At 67.1% G+C, this 17,612-nt stretch carries 16 protein-coding genes and 2 tRNA genes; 8 read left to right on the top strand and 10 right to left on the bottom strand.

The window, feature by feature from the left end; genetic code table 11:
- Positions 1-33: 33 nt before the first annotated feature.
- The 4 genes from B7L05_RS11405 to B7L05_RS11390 all read left to right on the top strand — a co-directional run bounded on the left by B7L05_RS11405 (position 34) and on the right by B7L05_RS11390 (position 3,345).
- Positions 34-1,542 (top strand): NAD(P)(+) transhydrogenase (Re/Si-specific) subunit beta, encoded by a 1,509-nt coding sequence (locus tag B7L05_RS11405; RefSeq protein WP_085810379.1) that lies wholly within the window; start codon positions 34-36, stop codon positions 1,540-1,542.
- Between the two features lie 125 nt (positions 1,543-1,667).
- Positions 1,668-2,594 carry a hypothetical protein gene (locus tag B7L05_RS11400; RefSeq protein WP_085810378.1) on the top strand — a complete coding sequence of 309 codons (927 nt, stop codon included), beginning with the start codon at positions 1,668-1,670 and terminating at the stop codon, positions 2,592-2,594.
- 55 nt (positions 2,595-2,649) lie between these two features.
- Positions 2,650-2,725, top strand: a tRNA-Val gene (locus B7L05_RS11395).
- An 83-nt stretch (positions 2,726-2,808) separates the two neighbouring features.
- Positions 2,809-3,345 carry a DUF2141 domain-containing protein gene (locus tag B7L05_RS11390; RefSeq protein ID WP_256926704.1) on the top strand — a complete coding sequence of 179 codons (537 nt, stop codon included), beginning with the start codon at positions 2,809-2,811 and terminating at the stop codon, positions 3,343-3,345.
- Positions 3,346-3,370: 25 nt separating this feature from the next.
- On the opposite strand, the gene B7L05_RS11385 is transcribed toward B7L05_RS11390, so the two are convergent.
- Entirely contained in the window at positions 3,371-3,877 is a 507-nt protein-coding gene (locus B7L05_RS11385) for a hypothetical protein (RefSeq protein WP_085810377.1), read from the bottom strand.
- An 84-nt stretch (positions 3,878-3,961) separates the two neighbouring features.
- Here B7L05_RS11385 and B7L05_RS11380 point away from each other — a divergent pair.
- A tRNA-Arg gene (locus B7L05_RS11380) sits at positions 3,962-4,038 on the top strand.
- Between the two features lie 83 nt (positions 4,039-4,121).
- On the opposite strand, the gene purT is transcribed toward B7L05_RS11380, so the two are convergent.
- Entirely contained in the window at positions 4,122-5,288 is a 1,167-nt protein-coding gene (gene purT, locus B7L05_RS11375) for a formate-dependent phosphoribosylglycinamide formyltransferase (RefSeq protein WP_085810376.1), read from the bottom strand.
- A gap of 97 nt (positions 5,289-5,385) precedes the next feature.
- Positions 5,386-6,288, bottom strand: a complete 903-nt coding sequence (locus B7L05_RS11370) for an exonuclease domain-containing protein (RefSeq protein ID WP_085810375.1) — start codon at positions 6,286-6,288, stop codon at positions 5,386-5,388.
- Positions 6,289-6,443: 155 nt separating this feature from the next.
- Between B7L05_RS11370 and B7L05_RS11365 the strand changes: the two genes are divergently transcribed.
- Together B7L05_RS11365 and B7L05_RS11360 are read left to right on the top strand one after the other, a co-directional pair.
- Positions 6,444-6,863: a hypothetical protein gene (locus B7L05_RS11365; protein WP_144037241.1), complete on the top strand. Its 420-nt coding sequence runs from the start codon at positions 6,444-6,446 to the stop codon at positions 6,861-6,863.
- Positions 6,864-6,886: 23 nt separating this feature from the next.
- Positions 6,887-7,369 carry a DUF6438 domain-containing protein gene (locus B7L05_RS11360; protein ID WP_144037240.1) on the top strand — a complete coding sequence of 161 codons (483 nt, stop codon included), beginning with the start codon at positions 6,887-6,889 and terminating at the stop codon, positions 7,367-7,369.
- 10 nt (positions 7,370-7,379) lie between these two features.
- Here B7L05_RS11360 and B7L05_RS11355 read toward each other — a convergent pair whose 3' ends face one another.
- From B7L05_RS11355 to B7L05_RS11325, 7 genes are all read right to left on the bottom strand, one after another.
- A complete protein-coding gene (locus B7L05_RS11355; protein WP_144037239.1) occupies positions 7,380-8,867 on the bottom strand; it encodes a PepSY domain-containing protein in 1,488 nt (495 codons plus the stop codon).
- Positions 8,864-9,406 (bottom strand): hypothetical protein, encoded by a 543-nt coding sequence (locus B7L05_RS11350; protein WP_085810371.1) that lies wholly within the window; start codon positions 9,404-9,406, stop codon positions 8,864-8,866. Before B7L05_RS11350 ends, B7L05_RS11355 begins: the two co-directional genes overlap by 4 nt.
- A gap of 1 nt (position 9,407) precedes the next feature.
- On the bottom strand, positions 9,408-11,561 hold the full coding sequence (locus tag B7L05_RS11345) for a TonB-dependent siderophore receptor (protein ID WP_179187196.1): 2,154 nt from the start codon (positions 11,559-11,561) through the stop codon (positions 9,408-9,410).
- A gap of 185 nt (positions 11,562-11,746) precedes the next feature.
- Positions 11,747-13,594, bottom strand: coding sequence for a GSCFA domain-containing protein (locus B7L05_RS11340; RefSeq protein ID WP_179187195.1), 1,848 nt, complete (start codon positions 13,592-13,594; stop codon positions 11,747-11,749).
- A 124-nt stretch (positions 13,595-13,718) separates the two neighbouring features.
- Complete coding sequence (locus B7L05_RS11335) at positions 13,719-14,135, bottom strand: cupin domain-containing protein (RefSeq protein ID WP_085810368.1); 417 nt, start codon at positions 14,133-14,135, stop codon at positions 13,719-13,721.
- Positions 14,136-14,204: 69 nt separating this feature from the next.
- A complete protein-coding gene (locus tag B7L05_RS11330; protein WP_256926703.1) occupies positions 14,205-15,491 on the bottom strand; it encodes an AarF/ABC1/UbiB kinase family protein in 1,287 nt (428 codons plus the stop codon).
- Positions 15,492-15,654: 163 nt separating this feature from the next.
- Complete coding sequence (locus B7L05_RS11325; RefSeq protein ID WP_085810367.1) at positions 15,655-16,404, bottom strand: enoyl-CoA hydratase/isomerase family protein; 750 nt, start codon at positions 16,402-16,404, stop codon at positions 15,655-15,657.
- A gap of 138 nt (positions 16,405-16,542) precedes the next feature.
- Between B7L05_RS11325 and B7L05_RS11320 the strand changes: the two genes are divergently transcribed.
- Complete coding sequence (locus B7L05_RS11320; protein ID WP_085810366.1) at positions 16,543-17,601, top strand: amidohydrolase; 1,059 nt, start codon at positions 16,543-16,545, stop codon at positions 17,599-17,601.
- The last annotated feature ends 11 nt before the right edge of the window (positions 17,602-17,612 follow it).

The raw sequence follows: 17,612 nt of genomic DNA, 5'->3' as shown, positions 1-17,612 counted from the left end.
CCGGACACATATGAACCGGGGGGATCGAGGGTAGTGGAACAGGTCGCGGACAATCCCTGGGCGGCGCTCGCCTACCTTGTGGCGGGGGTCTGCTTCATCCTCGCGCTGCGCGGGCTGTCGAGCCCGGCATCGAGCCAGCGCGGCAATCGCTTCGGCATGATCGGCATGACGATCGCGGTGGTGACGACGCTGCTGACGCACGTGCCGACGATGCCCGTCGTCGCGCTGGGCGAGGTCGGCGGCTACGACTACGCCGCACTGCTGCAGCGCGTCGATACGCTGGCGGTGATCGAGATCCTCGTGGCGATCGGGGTCGGCGCGGTGATTGGGATCGTCACCGCAAGGCGCATCGCGATGACGGCGATGCCGCAGCTCGTCGCCGCCTTCCATAGCCTGGTCGGGCTCGCCGCGGTGCTCGTGGCGGTCGCCGCTTATCTCAACCCGGTCGCCTTCGGCATTGCGGACGTCGTTACCCCGCTGATCGGCCAGCCGTTCGCGACGATCCATCCCGTCAGCCGGGTCGAGATGATCCTGGGCGTCGCGATCGGCGCGATAACCTTTTCCGGATCGGTAATCGCGTTCCTCAAGCTCAACGGCAACATGGGCGGCGCGCCGATCCTGCTGCCGATGCGCCACGCGATCAACCTCGGCGTCGCGCTGATGATCGCCTATTTCGCGTTCGCCTTCTGGCTGACCGAGGCGCCTGCCAATTTCTGGATCGTCGTCGCGCTGTCGTTCGCGATCGGTTTCCTGCTGATCGTGCCGATCGGCGGGGCGGACATGCCGGTCGTCGTCAGCATGCTCAACAGCTATTCGGGCTGGGCGGCGGCGGCGATGGGGTTCACGCTCCACAACAGCGCGATGATTATCACCGGCGCGCTGGTTGGATCGTCGGGCGCGATCCTCAGCTACATCATGTGCCGCGCGATGAACCGCAGCTTCATCAGCGTGATCGCGGGCGGCTTCGGGGCGGAGAGCGGCGGCGCCGGCGACGGTGCGGCGAAGGAGCAACGCCCGTGGAAGCGCGGCTCGGCGGAGGACGCCGCGTTCCTGATGACGCAGGCCGAACAGGTCATCATCGTGCCGGGCTATGGCATGGCGGTGGCGCAGGCACAGCACGTCCTGCGCGAGATGGCGGACAAGCTGAAGGAGGCCGGCGTGCGCGTGAAATACGCGATTCACCCGGTCGCCGGCCGCATGCCCGGCCACATGAACGTGCTGCTCGCGGAGGCCAACGTGCCGTACGACGAGGTGTTCGAGTTAGAGGACATCAATTCGGAATTCGCGCAGACCGACGTCGCGTTCGTGATCGGCGCGAACGACGTGACCAATCCGGCGGCGAAGACTGACAAGACGTCGCCGATCTACGGCATGCCGATCCTCGACGTCGAAAAGGCCAAGACGGTGCTGTTCGTGAAGCGATCGATGGGCGGTGTCGGCTATGCCGGCGTCGACAACGACGTCTTCTACATGGACAACACGATGATGCTGCTGGCCGACGCGAAGAAGATGGTCGAGGAAATCGTTAAGGCAATTGAGTGATGTGAATCATCCGAAGCGGAGGTTCTTATAACTCAATCACGGATACGCTGCGCCGTTCCGGAGGTTGATCGTTGCCTGACCTCAATGGGTTAGACGACATGTTCTGATCCGGTTCAGGGTGGGATATGCTGGGAACCAACTGGGACTATGACTCCAACGCGCGGGGGCGGTTCGACGCACTGATCGTCGGCAGCGACGATGCCGCCGACACCGTATCGGCCGTGATCGCGCAGGCTGGGGGGCGTGTGTTGCCGGGCGTATCGTGGGACGGCGCGCTCGAACGGCTGCAGGCTTTGTCAGCCGTACCGGTGGTTGTACTCGACGCCCGCGGCATAGCCGAGGACGCCATCGCCGCCATGCTTCCGGCGATCGATCACGAGGCCGCGGGGCGCGGGCTGCCGCTGGTGATCGGCACCGACATGGCGCGAATCGACGTCATCGCCGCTTCGCTCGTCGCTGCGCGACACGAAATCGTGTGCGATCCATCGGCGATGGACTGGATCGCGGCGATCGCGGCCTGCGGCCTGTCGGACCGCTTCAGTTTGGGTGAAACCGTACGCGAGAATGAGGCGGCGCGGCTCGCGCGGCTGAACGCCGAAGTGGCGCGGATTGCCGACGTGCTCGCCCGACTATCGACGCGCGAGGCGGCATCACAGGCGGTGCCGATCGATCGCAGCGACGATTTCGCCTCGGCGGCGGAGGATGCCGGATCGTCCAGCGAGATCCGCCAGATCGTCCGTGCGCGCCGACAGCGCGATCGGCATCTCGGGCCGGGGCTTTTCGAGGATCCCGGCTGGGACATGATGCTCGACCTGTATGCGGCGCATCTCGAGCGCGCGCAGGTTTCGGTATCCAGCCTGTGCATCGCGGCCGCGGTGGCGCCGACGACGGCGCTGCGTTGGATCGCGCGAATGACCGACGCGGGTATCTTCCGGCGGGAGCCCGACCCGTTCGATCGCCGCCGCGCCTTCATGTTCCTGACGCCGCGCGGGCTGGAGGGCATGCGTCGCTATATCGCGTCACTCCGCGCGATGGGGCTGCCACTGGTCTGACGATCGGTCTTGTGCCGCGCGCAAACCGCGCTACACCGCCGCTTCTCCCGCGAGGGGGCGCTTAGCTCAGCTGGTAGAGCGGCTCGTTTACACCGAGTAGGTCGGCGGTTCGAACCCGTCAGCGCCCACCATCGCGAATTTTGTCCGCGACGATTCATATCTTTGACGCTGCCGCGCCACGATCGCGCCACGACTAGATGCGACACAAGCTGTGATGAAGTTTGTTCCATATCGTTCGCTACTTGGCTCATTCGCGCTGAGCGCCGCGATGCTCGCCGCGACTTCCGGCACGGCGCAGGGCGGTGGCGTCCTTGGCCCGCACGCCGCTCGCTGCTCCGGCAGCGGCCCCGCGATCCTCGTCTCCGTCGTGGGGCTCAAGAGCCGCACCGGCATGATCCGCGTGCGGACCTTCGGCGGCGCGCCGTCCAAATGGTTCGACAAGAAGAGCTGGATTGATCGTGTCGAGTTACCGACCCCGGCCACAGGGCCGATCCGCATCTGCATGCCCGTGCCGGCGCCGGGCAGCTACGCCGTCGATCTGCGCCACGACGTCAATGGCAATGGCAACACCGATCGCAGCGATGGTGGCGGCGCGTCGGGCAATCCGCGCGTGACGCTGCTCGACTTCGTGTTCGGTCGCAAGCCGTCGCCCAAAGTTACCGCGGTCACCGTCGGACGCGGCGTGACGGAGATCACGATTACCGCGATGTACCTGAGCGGCGGCGCGCTTCGTCCAGCGGCGGCGCGCTGATCCCGATCGCGCCGGGCGAAACCTGTCAGGCGGGCGACAGTCGGCCCTGCAGCTCGGCGATCGTTGCTGCTTGCTTCGCCGCTGCAGCGCGGGCTTGCGAGACCGCCGCGTCCAGGGGGCCATAGTCCGCCGCGAGATCGGCCGCGCGCTCGCCCGCGATCGTCTCGAGATCGGTGACCACCTCAAGCGTCGCCGAGCGCAGCGAATCGAGCTCCGCCAAGGTCACCTGCGCATCGAGCCACGCCTCGCTGCCCGCGGGCGCGCGCCCGGCCGATGCCACTTTCTGCCGCGCGGTCGCGCTGGCCGTCTCGAACGCCTTCACGCGCGCGTTAAGCGTAGCGGTGGTCGCAGCGATCCGGGCATCGAGTGCGGGATCGGGCGCCGCGGGCGCCGGAGGCGGCGTGGCCGGCTCGGCGAAGCTCTGCTGCTCCGCCGCGCGGGGAAGCAGAGAGGGGTAGGATCGGCCCGTCGCGCTGCACCCGGCAAGCGCGACGCCGAGCATCAGGGGCAGGAGCGGGCTGCGCGGTGACATGCGTCTTTGCTTACGGAGCGAAAAAGAGTGGCGCAACGCCCTTGCGCAATCCCGAACCCGCTTATATTAGCGCGCCTCCACCGGGCGCCCGTAGCTCAGCTGGATAGAGCATCAGACTACGAATCTGAGGGTCGGACGTTCGAATCGTTCCGGGCGCGCCATTCTTCTTCGGAAGCAGTGGAGGATACAGGGGCGGCGAAAGCCGCCCCTTTTTCTTTGCCGTCGGCAAACGCCGTGCGGCAGTTCATTCGTAAACGATAACGATTGCGTCGGCGGCGGTGCGCGCGGCGGCACGTGCCTCGCCGACATCCGAAGCGCGGGCGAGCGCGACACCCATCCGGCGATAGGGTCGTGTTACGGGCTTGCCGAACAGCCGCACGTCCACCGCCTCTGCTGCCGTTGCCAGTGCCTCTGCCAGCCCGCGATAGCTGAAGCGCGCCGCGTCGCGATCGGCGAGGATCACGGCGGAGGCGGCGGGACCGACCAGTGCCACGTCGGGAATGGGCAGGCCAAGGATCGCGCGCGCGTGCAAATCGAACTCGCTCAACGTCTGCGAGATCAGCGTCACCATACCGGTGTCGTGCGGGCGGGGCGAAAGCTCGGAGAAGATGACGCGGTCGCCCGCAACGAAAAACTCGACCCCGAACAGCCCGTAGCCGCCAAGATCGTCGACGATGAGGCGCGCCATGTCCTGCGCGGCGGCGAGCGCCGCGGCGGACATCGCGGCGGGCTGCCACGATTCGCGATAGTCGCCGCGTTCCTGACGGTGGCCGATCGGCGGGCAGAAGCGCACACCGTCGCGCGTCCGCACCGTCAGGAGCGTGATCTCGTAATCGAAGTCGATGAACTGCTCGACGATGATGCGCCGCCGATCTCCGCGCATGTTTTCGACCGCGTAAGTCCAAGCGCGTTCGAGCTCGTTGGCGCTGTGGACGAGGCTCTGCCCCTTGCCCGACGAGGACATCACGGGTTTGACAACGCACGGGAAGCCCACCGTCGCCGCAGCTGCGCGCGCTTCGGCCAGGCTCTCCGCATAGTCGTAGCGCGATGTAACGAGGCCCAGATCGCGCGCGGCGACGTCGCGGATCGCATCGCGGTTCATCGTCAGCTGCGTGGCGCGCGCTGAAGGCACGACGGTGATGCCTTGCGCCTCGACTTCGGCGAGGATCTCGGTGCGGATCGCTTCCACCTCGGGGACGATATAGTCGGGGCGATGGCGCGCTATCGCGGCGCGCAGCAGGTCGGGATCGAGCATCGAGAAGATGTCGGCTTCGTCGGCCATCTGCATTGCCGGGGCGTGGGCGTAGCTGTCGCAAGCGACGACATAGGCGCCAAGGCGCTTAGCCGAGATGGTGAATTCGCGGCCGAGTTCCCCCGATCCGAGCAGCATGATCTTGGCGATATGGGTCACAGAAGGGGCCTTGTTGCGAGTGAACTACGTCGCCCGGGGGTGGCCATCGTCCGCGCGCTAGGCAAGCGCGATTGCGCAGCGGCGTCACTCGGCGGCATCATGCGCTGGCGCGCGCCTCACCTGCTGATGGCGCGGTTGATGCGATACGCTGTAGTAGGTCGTCTTCGCGCACGATCGCGATCGGGGAACCGGCGGCGCGAAGCTCGTCCGCCCGGCGGTGGGCGGGGCTGGCATGAAAGAAACGGCCGTACGGCTGGTCGTTGGCGACGACGAGCATCGTGGTCGTCGGGCCGACCGAGGCGACGACGCGGGCACCGGCCTGCGCAAGTGTCAGTGCCAAGGCGCCGTTGCGCTTCGCGCCGAGCAAGGCGATCCGCTCACCCTTCAACGGCCCATCAGCGGCCGGCCGTGGCACGGGGGAGGCGCGGGTGGCGGCGGGCTTTAGCCATGCCGCCAGATCGATCCCCGTGTGCTCGATCGCACGGACGATCACCATGCCGGCCGCGCGGGCGTCGCTGAGCGCGTCGTGGTGCTTGTGGCGGAGGCCAAGGAACTTAGCGAGCGCGCTGAGGCGGTGGCTCGGCAAATCGGGCCAGGCGCGCTGCGCGACCCGCACGCTGTCGAGCCAGGTCGCATCAATCATAGGCTTCTCGTGCACGCGGCATGCAGCGGCGAGCGCGCTCTTGTCGAATAGCGAGTGCGCAACGGTGATGCGACCGCCGAGGTGGCCGTCGACCGCGGCATGGATGCCGGCAAAGGTCGGCTGGTTCATCACGTGATCTTCGCACAGGCCGTGAATTCGCGTGTTGAAGGGCGAGAATTCGTCGCATGGATCGACGAGCGATTCGTACGCGAAGACTTCGCGACCGGCGCGATACCCGACGATACCGATCTGGCAGATACTGCTGACGCGCGCGCAGGCGGTCTCCACGTCGACGACCACGAAATCGGGCGCGGCGGGATCGGATGAGAAGGCGGGCGCGGCGGCCGGAACGATCATCAGCGGAACATATCATGGCCGGATGCCGGGCGTACAGGGGCGGTACGGTGCGCCGGGAGCGCGTTGGGCGTCGACATCGCAGCACCGGTTCAGCTTGGGCGGTTTAGCGAAATGCGACGAACCATGGCGAGGAAGGCGATCAGGTGGCTGTTCGAGTGAAGTGGTTGGCCGCGCTGTGCGGGCTGGGCGCAACGATCTCAGCGGCAGCGCAGGTCGCCCGCTTGCCCGAACCGCGCGGGGTCTATCGGCTGACGCCGGGGATCTACGTCGAGCAGGGGATCGGCTGTGCCGCGCCACCCAACGCATCGATCCGGCGCTACGACGGTCAGGGGATCAGCGGGGCCCATTCGCGCGCCTGCCGGGTCACGGTGCTGTCGCGCCGGGGCAATCGATACAGCGTGTCGCAAAGTTGCATCGATGCCGGCGCCGGGCCCGCGCCGCGATCGAGCGAGCGGCAGGTGGTGACGGTACGCGACGCGACGACCTTCACGCTGCGTCGCGGTGCGGCGGCTTCGACCTTTCGCTATTGTTCGATCGCGCAACTGCCCGTCGATCTGCGCGAGTATGCACGATGATCGGGCGGGTAGAACTGCTTGCGATGAGCACTGCACTGGCAGGATGCGCGGGTAATCTTCCCGCGCCGCATTCCTCAACCGCGACCGCGGAGACGATCATGGTTTCAGTTGGCCCATGTTTCGGCTTCTGCCCGGCCTATACCGTCAGCATGGCCGCGGACGGCGAGGTGGTGTTCAAGGGAGCACGACATACGGCGACGCTGGGCGAGCGCCGTCGGAAGATTGATGCGGCGGTCTACCGCGCCGTTGCTGCCGAGCTTGCCCGGTTTCGACCGCAAGCCAAGGAGCAGCGCGAGGTCGCGTGCCGGGTGAAGGTGAGCGATCAGGCATCGTACGACGTGACGTGGATCGGCGCAGCCGGCGCGGGGCGCGCGATCCACGCCGCCGGCGGGTGCCGGGACGGCGAGGGTGCAGCGCTGGAGGCCGTGCTGCGGACCCTGCCCGAACGGCTCGGCATCGCCGCATGGGCGCAGCAGAAGACCTATCCCGGCACCTCGCGCGGCTGACCTGCACGCTTCAATGCTGCGCGGCAGCCATCCGCGCTCGCTCGGCACCAGCCGCCGGCGCCGCAGCCGACGAGCGGCGACCCACTGCCCAGATCAGCCCCGCCATCGCCAGGATCGCGGCGTCGAGCGCGAGGTTTTCGGTCGGGCCGGGATAGCTCGCGGCGGCGTGGCTGAATGCAGTCACACCAAGCGCGCCCACCGTTACCGTCCGCAATCGCAGCGCGGTGATGAGCGCGGACCGTGCACCGGCGGCAAGCAGCAGCGCGGCGAGGAACAACCAAAAGCCCGCGACGAGCTGCGCCTGCGGGCCGACGGTCGCGCGCAGCCAATAGGTGAGGATCAGCCCCAGCGGCGTGCCCCAGACGATCACTGTCCAGCTCGCTTCGAGCCGGTCGCTGCCATGGCCGCGGCGGCGGCGCTTGCCGAGCCACAGAGTGGTGCCAGTCGCGGTGACGATGCACAGCGCCAAGCCCAGCAGGATATAGGCGATCTCGACCGGCAGGCCGGCGTAATTGCCGAAATGGAGATTGTACGCTGAAGCGGCGGCCTGCTGCCCGAGTGCGCCGTCCGACAGGCCGACCGGCCCGTGCCAGCGGCCGGCGCCGTCGAAGCGATACGTCTCGCCGTAGATCAGCCGCCGGGGATGTTCGGCGATTACCTGGACGTGCTGCCCGCGCGTGCCGGGATCGTGGACGATGACGTAGGTCGGCGACGCCTGCGGTACGCGCGTGTGCACCGCGTGAAGCGCCGCCGCGACGTTCGGCAGCGGCCCGCGCGCGGCCTCAGGCGGCGGCTCGTCACCGAACACAGGCGCGTAGACCTTCTCGAGATCGCCGCCGGTATAGCCGCGCGCGAGTGCGCTGACGCCGACGCTGCCGAGCCCGATAAACGCGCCCGTCAGCGTGACGGCGAGCGCGAAGGGCAGCGTCCATACGCCCAACCGGTTGTGCCAATCGGCGCGCGCGATCGGCGGATCGTGGCGGGTGCGCAGCAGAAAGGCGTCGCGCACGATGCGCGGGTGCGCGAGTACGCCGGTGACGACAAGCGCGGCGAGCGCGACGCCGAGCGCGCCAACGAGGATCATCCCCCATGTCGTCGGCAGGTGCAGATATTCGTGCAGCCCGATGAGGAACTCGGTCCAGCTATGCGCTTCGGGCGCGACGATGCGGCCGGCGCCGTCCACGTACCAGGCGGCATGATCAGTGGTCACGACGGCGCGGGGCAGATCGGGCGTCGGCATGCGGATGTAGAGATGCGTCGTGGGTGGCTTGCCAGCCTCACCAGCGACAACCGCCGTCATCGCGGCCTGCGCCGCAGCGGGGGAGAGCACCGCGCTCTCCGCGACACTGGGCTCCTCCCACCGCTGCCAGCGATCGTGGATGACGATGATCGAGCCGGTCAGCGCGATGATGTAGATCAGCGCACTGGCGAGCAGGCCGAGCGCGGCATGCCCCCCCAGCGCGCGTTGCACCAGCGTATGACGCTGCGGCGCGCTCATGCGGCGAGCCACAGCAGCGTGCCGGACACCGCGGTCAGCGCCGCGGGGGCGATCATCTGCACCGGACCAGGCCGGGTCATCTGCCATATCATCAGCGCGCTCCAGATCATCGGTTGCAGGAAAAGCGTGAGGACGATCGCGTCCGCTTCCCCGCTGCCTGCGCGCCGGGCAAGCGCCTGGACACCATAGGCGCACCATTGCGCGGCGACGAATGCGACCGGCACGACCAGGAGGAAGACGGCGACACGGCGGCCGAAATCGCCACCGTTGCGGGGCAGCGCGATCGCGGGCGCCTCACGCGGCGCGCGGCGCGTGCGGGCGGGGGCGGTGGCGCCGGCGTAGAGGACCAGCGCGAGTGCGACGGCGATCCCGGCGACGGTGCCGAGCGCGATGCCCCACGCGCCGTCCCCCCACGCCAGCCAGCCGAGCGCGACGCCGCCGAGCGCCCAGCCGACCACGCCGAGGCTGCGCCGGCCGCTCCATCCGGCGCGGATCAGCAGCGTCGCGGCGACGACGACGAGGAGCGGGGCGGCGATCACGTCAGAAGCCGATGCCGGGCCCGAAGCGCACGCTGATCGTGCCGAGCACCGTGCGCGGCGCGCCAAAATAGCCGCCGTCGAAGTTTACCGCGGTCAGATATTTGGCGTTGGTTACGTTGCGGACGTTGATACCTGCGGCGACATTTGGGGTAAGTTCGTAGCGGGCGAGCAGATCGAGCAGCGCGTAGCTGCCCTGGCGCGCAGTCCGCGTCGGTGTGAAGATGCGGCTCTGATACTGGCCCGAGGCGCCGAGCTTCAGCTGTGGCAGGGCGGGGGGCGAGTAGCTGACATTCAGTCGGCCGGTGTTGCGCGGCACGAACAGGCGCGCGGCGTCGCCATTCTCATCCTCAATCCGCATCAGCGTATAGCCGCCGGTCGCCTGCAGCCCGGGCGCGAGCTGCCCGCCGACCTCGATCTCGATGCCTTCCGACCGCGCATCGACGCCGCGCGAGATCGTGCGGCCGCCGACGAAGTCGATCGCCTCCGCAGTATTGTCCTGCCGCGTGCGGAACAGCGCGACGGTGGCGTTGAGCCTTCCGTCGAACCATTCGCCCTTGATACCGGCTTCGAGATTGTTGCCGCGGATCGGATCAAGGATGCGGAAGTCCGCGCCGATCGCGGTTTGCGGATTGAAGATCGTCGCGTAGCTTGCGTACAGGCTTAGGTTCGGCGTCACGTCGAACGTCGCGCCCGCGAACGGCAGAAAGCGCGTGTTGTCGAAATTGGTGTCGACGCCGTAGGAGAAGCCCTTGCTGACGGCGTGCGTGACGTTGCCGCCGAGCATCACCTTGAGCGGATCGGCGAGGTTGAGCCGAACGAGGCCATAGACCGTCTCGCGTCGCGTCTGCGTGTTCTGGCTCGATGCATAGGCGGTAGAGAATTCGGTCGGGAAGTTCGGCTTCGGGAAATTGCCGTCGAGCAGATCGGGGAAGGGCAGCAGCTGGCCGATCAGCGCATTGTCGTAGCTCGACGATTGCTTGTAATCCTGTGCGCTGCGATTGACGCCGATGTTCACGTCATGCTGGCGGCCGAACAGCGTCACCGGGCCGGTGATATAGCCTTCCATCGTCAGGTTGCGCGTCTGCGCGCGAAAGGCGCCGGGATAGGCTTTAATGCCAAGATCATCGAACGGATTCGCCGGATCGCGCAGGTCGATGCCGCCCGGTGCGCCGCGAACGGGCGCATCGTAGACGTAGAACAGCTCGTCGGCCTCGCTCGTCGCGCGGCGGACCGCGCTGAACCGCGCGATCCAGCCATTGTCGAAGCGGTGCGTGATGTCGCCGAAGATCTGCCGATCGATGATGTTCCAGTTCGACCAGTCGGGCGCGACGTTGGCCGAGCGATCATAGTCGATCCGCGTGCCATCAGTGTAGTTGAGCGGCAGTGCGCCCCACATCGCCCCGCGGCTCTGGTGATCCTGATGACCATAGCCCGCGCTGATCACGGTTTTGGGCCCAATATCGGCCTCGACGATGCCGTAGCCGACCCAGCGGCGCAGGCCGTAGCGGTCGAGATGGCTGTCGGTATCGGTGAAGGCGCCGACCGCGCGCGCGCGGACGCTGCCGTCGCTGGTCAAGGGCACGCTGACGTCGGCCTCGAGCCGGACGTTGTCGAACGAGCCGTACTGCGCCGAGGCGCGCACCTGCGTGTCGCGCGTCGGGCGCTTGCGGATGAAATTGACCACTGCCGACGGGTTGCCGGTCGACGAGAGCAGGCCGGGGGCGCCGCGCAGCACCTCGATGTGATCGTAGAAGGCGGTGTCGATCGATCCGGTCTGGATCCCAAAGGCGAAGGGCACGCCGATGCCGTCGATCTGGAACGTCTGAATGTCGAAGCCGCGCGCGGAGAAATAGACGCGATCGGTCTCGTTCGCCTGGACGTTGACGCCCGGCACCGTCGTCAGCAGCGTGTTGACATCGTTGAGCTGGAAGTCCTCGATCTGTGCGCGCGTGACGACGCTGATCGACTGCGGCGTCTCGCGCTGCGTCAGGTTGAGGCGCGTTGCGGTCGTCTCGCCGCGGATCGTGTAGTCGTCAGTTCCTTCAGTCCGCTGCCCGGTAACGACGATGTCGTCTATGCTTTGCGGCTCAATGGCATCCGCCGGTGCGGTGGTAACAGCGGCTGCTGAAGCCAACAGCGCGAAAATCGTCGTCAACGTCTCTACTCCCCCCGAAGGTCGAGGGCGGATTAGCTACGTCTCGTTGCTATTGCAAGTCGTTCGCAATCGCAGGCGGTGTCATTTGATTGCCGGGTCCGCAGGCTGGCTAAGTGACGCCTGCTAAGTTCCTGTCGTGCAATAATCTTTCACAGTTGAGCGTAGCGTTTCGAGCGACCTGAGCGTCATGCGAGCAGGTCGTCACCGCGCGCCTCCAGGCGCGCCACGAGGTCTGGAATACGTGGGTCATCCGAATCGAGCGAGAGCGCCCGCCGCCCGGCGACCAGCGCCTCTACCTCGCGTCCGGCTTGGGTAAGCGCAACTGCGTACATGCCGAGGGCGATCACGTCGTCTGGCGCCGCATCGAGCCGGCGCTTCAGATGTGACGCCGCCTCATCGAAACGCTGCCGCCCGGACGCGATCGTTGCGAGCTGACGTGAGGCTTCGGGAGAGTGCTCGGGCGACTTGAGTAACGAGACAATCGCGTGCGCAGCATCATGATTGCCCGCGCTGAGAAACTGCTGCGCATAATAAGCAATCTGCTCAGGCGTTCCCCCGGCCAGCGCCGCCGCCTGTAGCAGTCGCTGGTGGTTGGGCTCGTCGCCGCGATCACGGTAGAACAGCGCGAGCCGCGCAAGAACGTCGGGATTGGCAATGAAGGTCGTTTCAGCCTTCTGCATCAAGCGAAGATGCTCATCGTCGCGGCCCTGGCGATGCATCTGAACCATGACCGCCTCGAGCATTGCCCAATTGCCGGCGATTTGCGCGAATGCGCGCTGCCGCTGCTCTTCCGCCGCGACGTCCTCGCCAACCGATTGCAGCAGCCAGGCGAACCGAAACCCTTCCGCTGTTTCTGCGCCCGAATCGTGCAGGGCGCGCAGGCGTTTGCGTGCGGTTTCCGCGTCACCGACTGCGATTTCATAGTGCGCCAGATCCAGCGGCAGCGCATGCAGCGCAGGATCACCCGGGCCATCGCGCAGCACCTCGTAGAGCGGCGCGGCGTCGTCGATCGCACCGCCCATCACCGCGGTGCTGAACGCCATCGCCTGCTCGTACTGGCTGGTCGCCGCATCGACGACATAGGCTTCGACGACACGCGCCATGATGCGTCCCACGAATGCCTGTTCGATATGGATGAGATCGTTCATCCACACCGATGCCTGTTTGGTGAGCATCACGCTCTCGTAGGACGGGAAATAATCGACGCGATCATTGTCCTGCGTGACCGTGCCCGCCACCGCGCGCAGGATGCTCTTCGACATCATGTTGGCGATAATCACGTCGTCGGTGGTGAAGGTGGTTTCAAGCGGGACCGGCGAGGTGGTGATGAGCACTTTGGTGCGCGGATTGCGTAGCAATACACTGAGCGCCTGGCGCGTCGCCGACAGCGATCGAGTATAATCGAGCGGCTTGAATCCGAAATGTTTGGCGTCCGGGTGGCGAAGCGCACGCGGATGCATCTCGATCGACTGGTCGACACGCGTATCCCACCACGTTTCGATCAGGCCGAGTGTGACGACCGCGAGATCGCAGTCGAACGCCGTGCGCAACCACGAGTAAATCAGGCGACGCCGCGCCATCTGCTCGTCGAACGGCAGCCCGAAGCCGGGATCGGCGCGCGCGTGCAGATCGACGTAGCGATCCTCGCCGAGCTGCAGCAGCAGCGGCATCACGTCCTGCTCGGTCAGCGTATCGTCGCGATCGTAGATCGTGCGCGCCCATTCGAGCTCCTGCGCAATCGAGGTCGGCGTATATTTATTGAAAATCTCCGCGCCATAGGCGGCGGTGAGCGCGCTGTTGGATCGTGTCAGCGTGACGGCAGGAACGGCGAAGCCCAACCGATCGAGATGCGTCTCGATGTTGCGCGCGAAGCAGCTGCCCATCGTGAAGACCGTTGCCCCCTTCGCAACGGTGAAGCTGGGACGAAGGACGGGCCAGCATTCCGGCTCAAGCCGGTTCGGTTCGCCCCGTGCCGGCCAGGTCGCCGCGCTGTTCGCACCCGGACGGCGAGCCGCCTCACGGAAGGGGATCATGCCGTCAATCATTGCCGAAACGTAGCGGAGGGGGGGAGCCGTGACAATGCAACTGGGGCTCGGCCTGATACGTGGTCGACGCTGCAACCCCGGAAGCCGGAGCGCAGCGTCGGTGGTCTTCTACTCAGTCGCCCAGCGCTTCCTTCACCTTGTCGGCAGCCTTGGCGAGCAGGCCTTTCTCGGCTTCCTCCGCTTCGGCCTTGGTCTTGAACGCCGCGCCTTCCGGCTCGGCCGGCGGGGCGTAAACCGAGAATAGCTTGAGCTCGCCACTGCCCTTGTTAACGATGTTGTGCTCGGCGCCTTTGGGCACGATGACGAGGTGGTTGGCGCCGGCCGACGTCGTATGGCCGTCGATCACCACCTTCGCGTCACCCGATACGATGAACGTCGTCTGATCTGCGGGGTGCGTCTCGGCGCCGATTTCCTCGCCGGCAGGAATGCTCATCAGCACGATCTGAATCTTGCGATCGCGATAGACTTCCTTCTGCCACAGCGTGTTGCGGGTCGCGAGCTCGACCATGTCCTTGTTGAAGATCGCCATCGTTCTGCCTTTTCAGTGTATAGCCGGGACGACGCGCGCATGCGCGAAGCGTTCCGGAACGAGCGGCGGTCAGGCGAAAATTGCGTCGCGATGCGCACCGATCAGACCGCGCAGGTCGACCTCGGCCTTCAGTCGCGCGCACAGCAGCGCGGTGCCGCTCACCTTACGCTGGACGAAGAGGGTGTCGATCGGCGGCAGATGCCAGGTGCTGCGATCCTGCGCCATCACCATGGCCTCCTCGCGCAGCACCTGGACAAAGGCGCGGTCGCCGAAATCGAACGGACCTGAACGGTGGAGTTCGGCAACGATGACGTCGATCATCCGCGCAACGATCGCGCCGTGGCGATCGGCGGCGGCGTCGCCGAGGAAGCCCGCGTCGATCGCCGCGGCGCGGATCTCGGCCGCATTCTCGTCGAGTCCGGCCATCAGCAGGCGGTGGTAGCCGGCCTGCGTCCGCGGCTGAACCGGGCGCGCGGCGCCGAAATCGAGTAGGACGAGACGCCCGCTTTCCGCCTGCCAGCGATAGTTGGCGAAATTGGGATCGGTCTGCATCAGGCCCCAATCGAACAGCTCGCGCAGCACGAGAGTCACCAGCGCGGTGGCGGCGCGATCGCGCACCTCCTGCGGCGCGTCCTCCAGCGTCTCGATCGGGCTGCCGGCGACGAACTCCATCGCCAGCACGCGCGCGGTGCTGAGTTCGGGCACGGCGGCCGGGACGACATAAGCGGGATCCTCGCCGATCTGCTCGCGATACCGCTCGAGCATCTCGCGCTCGCGCAGGTAATCGGCTTCCTCGTGCAGCTGGCGCTTGGCTTCGACGAGCAGCGTCGCGATGTCGAGCTCGCGCGGCAGCAGGCCCGATACGCGCAGCAGCGTCGCGACATTGTCGACGTCTGCGTCGATGCTCTCCGCGACGCCGGGATACTGTACCTTGATTGCGATCGTGCGGCCGTCGGGCAGTTCCGCGCGATGCACCTGCCCGATCGAGGCGGCGGCGATCGGATGCGCCTGGAAGTGGCGGAAGCGCCGGCGCCAGTCGCGACCCCATTCCTGCACCAGCACGCGATCGAGCTGCGGGGGCGGCATGTGATGCGCATTGTCACGCAGCCGGGCGAGGATCGCGGTAAGCTCGGGCGGGAGCAGGTCGCCGGCATCCATCGAAATCATCTGCCCGAGCTTCATCGCCGCGCCGCGCAGATGCGCGAGTTGATCGGTGACGCGCGCGGCGTTGCCGGGCGTCAGCAGCAGATCGCCCATGCGCGGGCGCTCGCCGGCGGCAATGCGGCGCGTCCCCTCCGCGAGCATGCCGCCAGCGACCCCGCCAGCCAGCCGCCCGAGGCGCCCGAAGCGTGCCATTCGTCCGCTCGGCACGGCCCGGCCGCCACCTTGTTCCGCCATCTGCCGCGCCGTCCTTGTGCCGATAAGGCGGCGCGGCAGGCGGCCGCGCGCCGTTACCGGTTCAAAGCGCGGGTGAACGCCGCGTTCCATCGCCGGGCGACAAAGCCGGCGAGGCGAGCGATCAGCCCTTTGCCGACTTGCCGGTGAAGGCCGCGATGCGATCGCGCATGTCGGGCCCGACGCCTTCGTTCTCGAGCACTTCATATTGCAGCCCGGCGTCGAGCGCCTGCCCGTCGGTGACGTCGAGCAGCCGCTTGTTGGCAGCGTGGCTGAACGCCGAATTGGCGGCGATCCGGCCGGCGAGCGTGGCGATCTCGTCGTCGAACCGGTCGAGCGGGACGACCTGCTCGGCGAGCCCGATACGGTGCGCCTCGGCCGCATCGATCATGTCGGCGGTGAACATCAGCCGCTTGGCAGTGGCAATGCCGACCCGCCGCGGCAGCCGCTGGCTCATTCCCCAGATCGGGGTCAGCGCCCATTTGGCGTGCGTGTCGCCGAAGCGCGCATTGTCGGCCGCGACGATGAAGTCACACGCGAGCGCGACTTCGAGCGCGCCGGTGTAGCAGTGGCCGTGGACGGCGGCGATCACCGGCATCGGCAGCTTCTCCAGGAACCGCAGCGTCTCGCTATGCCAGCCGCGCGAGGGCACGTCCTCGCCGCTCGCGATATCGGCGAGGTCGTGTCCGGCGGAAAAGCATTTGCCCGCCCCCCGCAGGACGACGCAGGCGGCCGAGCGATCGTCACGAAGGTCTGCGATGTGCGCACGGAGTTCGCGAAAGACGCCGACGGTCAGGGCGTTGAGCTTGTCGGGGCGGTTGAGCGTCAGCAGCGCCCAGCCGTCTCGATCGTCGCGGATGACCAGATCGCCCATCTTCTCTCTCCATGCTTATTCGTCGTTCTCGTTCCGGTATGACCGGGCGGTGACGTAGCGTAAAGCAGCGGGCATCGACTTCGCCGCCGCGGTGCGGCACGCTGCTGCCAAACAACGACACGAAAAGGAGAGGGCAGCATGCGCGACGCCGAGCCGATCATTGAGCCGGACCTGCCGATCATCGATCCGCACCACCATTTGTGGGATTTCCAGCCGGTGCTGCCGCGGATGCCCGAGATCGCGCATCCGTTCGGGCGGATATCGCGCCAGTCGCCGCGTTACCTGTTCGACGAACTCTACGCCGATTGCCGCGGGAGCGGGCACAACGTCGTCGCCACGGTGTTCCTGCAATGCGGCGCCTTCTATCGTGCGGATGGACCGGCGGAACTGAAGCCGGTGGGCGAGGTGGAGTTCGTCAACGGCGTCGCGGCGCAGTCGGCAAGCGGAATCTACGGGCCGTTTCGCGCGTGCGCCGGGATCGTGGGGCAGGCCGATCTGATGCTGGGCGACGCCGTCGCCGCGGTGCTGGAGGCGGAGATCGCGGCGGGCAACGGGCGGTTTCGCGGTATTCGCCATATCGCCGCGTGGGACGCTGATCCGGTGGTGCTCGGCCCGCTCGGCCACGCACCCGCCGGGCTCTACGCCGACGCGACGTTCCGCGCGGGCTTTGCCCGGCTCGGGCCGCTTGGCCTAACGTTCGACGCCTGGGTGCTGGAGCCGCAGATCGGCGACGTCGCGGCGCTGGCGCGCGCCTTTCCCGATCAGCCGATCGTGCTCGACCACGTCGGCACGCCGCTCGGGCTCGGCAGCTACGACGGGCGGCAGCGCGAGCGGTTCAATGGCTGGGCGGCGGCGATCCGCGATCTTGCGCAATGCCCCAACGTGACGGTCAAGCTCGGTGGGCTGGCGATGCCGTTCTGCGCGCTGGGCAATCTCGGGCCCGACGCGCGACCGACGTCCGACCTGCTGGCCGAGCTGTTCCGGCCGTATGTCGAGACGTGCATCGAGGCGTTCGGCACCGAGCGCGCGATGTTTGAGAGCAATTTTCCGGTCGACCGCTGGGGCGCCGATTACGCGACGCTGTGGAACGCGTTCAAGCGTATCGCAGCGGGCGCGAGCGCGGCCGAGAAGCGCGAACTATTCGCCGGTTCGGCGGCGCGCTTCTACCGGCTCGATCTCGACGCGCTGACCGGGTGAGGTTTACCGGG

It is taken from the genome of Sphingomonas sp. TZW2008, assembly GCF_002117915.1.
GTDB lineage: Bacteria > Pseudomonadota > Alphaproteobacteria > Sphingomonadales > Sphingomonadaceae > Sphingomonas.
This window is presented reverse-complemented; position numbering and strand designations above follow the sequence as displayed.

Bases quoted from the DNA above. Each gene is read 5' to 3' on its own strand.
- B7L05_RS11330 (WP_256926703.1), bottom strand. From the start codon at position 15,491: ATGGCACGCTTCGGGCGCCTCGGGCGGCTGGCTGGCGGGGTCGCTGGC.
- B7L05_RS11340 (WP_179187195.1), bottom strand. From the start codon at position 13,594: ATGATCCCCTTCCGTGAGGCGGCTCGCCGTCCGGGTGCGAACAGCGCG.
- B7L05_RS11385 (WP_085810377.1), bottom strand. From the start codon at position 3,877: ATGTCACCGCGCAGCCCGCTCCTGCCCCTGATGCTCGGCGTCGCGCTT.
- B7L05_RS11320 (WP_085810366.1), top strand. From the start codon at position 16,543: ATGCGCGACGCCGAGCCGATCATTGAGCCGGACCTGCCGATCATCGAT.
- B7L05_RS11390 (WP_256926704.1), top strand. From the start codon at position 2,809: ATGAAGTTTGTTCCATATCGTTCGCTACTTGGCTCATTCGCGCTGAGC.
- B7L05_RS11370 (WP_085810375.1), bottom strand. From the start codon at position 6,288: ATGATCGTTCCGGCCGCCGCGCCCGCCTTCTCATCCGATCCCGCCGCG.
- B7L05_RS11355 (WP_144037239.1), bottom strand. From the start codon at position 8,867: ATGAGCGCGCCGCAGCGTCATACGCTGGTGCAACGCGCGCTGGGGGGG.
- B7L05_RS11335 (WP_085810368.1), bottom strand. From the start codon at position 14,135: ATGGCGATCTTCAACAAGGACATGGTCGAGCTCGCGACCCGCAACACG.
- B7L05_RS11400 (WP_085810378.1), top strand. From the start codon at position 1,668: ATGCTGGGAACCAACTGGGACTATGACTCCAACGCGCGGGGGCGGTTC.
- B7L05_RS11325 (WP_085810367.1), bottom strand. From the start codon at position 16,404: ATGGGCGATCTGGTCATCCGCGACGATCGAGACGGCTGGGCGCTGCTG.
- B7L05_RS11360 (WP_144037240.1), top strand. From the start codon at position 6,887: ATGAGCACTGCACTGGCAGGATGCGCGGGTAATCTTCCCGCGCCGCAT.